The sequence below is a fragment of the Flavobacterium phragmitis genome (assembly GCF_900112575.1).
GTDB classification, from domain to species: domain Bacteria; phylum Bacteroidota; class Bacteroidia; order Flavobacteriales; family Flavobacteriaceae; genus Flavobacterium; species Flavobacterium phragmitis.
In genome coordinates this window covers 117,860-119,048 of record NZ_FOMH01000017.1, presented here as the reverse complement: position 1 = coordinate 119,048, position 1,189 = coordinate 117,860, and the positions used below count along the sequence as shown (strand labels likewise).

General features: G+C 33.6%; 1 protein-coding gene. It reads left to right on the top strand.

The annotated features are described in order from the left end of the window. Positions 1-121 precede the first annotated feature (121 nt). Complete coding sequence (locus tag BM289_RS23640) at positions 122-820, top strand: DUF1826 domain-containing protein (RefSeq protein WP_091498550.1); 699 nt, start codon at positions 122-124, stop codon at positions 818-820. Positions 821-1,189: the final 369 nt, after the last annotated feature.

Below are 1,189 nucleotides of genomic sequence, written 5' to 3'. Positions count from 1 at the left end.
TTGAGTTTTTTTAACACATAGTTTGCTCTGTGTTTTATTAAAAGTGAAACGACTTTTACCACAAAGAAAATCTATGTTTCTATGTGTTTAAAAAACAATTATACTCAACGATTTATTACATATGATTAATACATTTTCTGACAGTAAACAAATTGGAGTAGTTTCTACTTTCTCGGATCTTGTGCATACCCATTTCAAAGGAGAGATGAATGCACTTTGCTGGTACAGAAATTTAGATGGTGATTTTAAGGAGATTGTAGCAAAGTTATCTTTAAAACAAAATATAACAGAAGTTTCTGCTGAAGATTTAATCGCGCTTCAACTCTCAGAAAAAGGGAAAATTGCCAGACAAATAATCTTAAATGATTTACAATTATTAACCGATTTTGGCGCTTCGCCCTCTCTTAATTTGCTGAAATGTTACGAACGTGATGATGAATTTGATTTCATTTCGACGGATGTATATTCGTTTCATGTAGATCGTTCGCCTGTTGCAACAGATACTTTTTTATGTACCTATCACGGAGCGGCAAGTGATATTGTGGCTAATTCGCAGGCAGAACAAAAGATTCTGATTCCAAAAATCCGCGCAAAGCTAAAAGAACTCCATGACGGACCAGACGAAGAATTCGAAGACTTTTTAAAGGAAAATTTTTTCGATTTGCATTATCAGCTTCATGAAAATGCGGAGCCTGTTAATTTAGGTTTAGGACATCTTTGGCGACTGGCTGTTGATCATCCCAAACAAGAAGTTTTGCCTTGTGTTCATAGAGCACCTAGAGAAAATGACGGTGAATATCGCTTGTTGTTGATTTGTTAATGAAAACTAATTACGTATATTTGATATATGAACAAACAGGCATCTTTTTCGGTATGTGGAGTTTCAACCGTGCCCGCAAAGATACGTTTGTTCTATTTCTAGATATAAAAGCTGATTTATCTGTGTAAACTTTGTTTTAATGATTTGTTTTGTGTCGTACTGTTGCGGGCACAGATTATAAATTTGCACTAATAGGTTTATTGTAAAATGTATCGTTCCTACGGAACTTTATTAAAAGGCGTTAATTGATTTCAACGGATTAAAATCCGTTGCTACAAAATTTGTCGTTCCTATGGAACTTCTGTGAAGTGATAGTTATTATTTGAAAGAAATAAAATCTAGTGCTAGAATAAATTTTATAGACAAAAA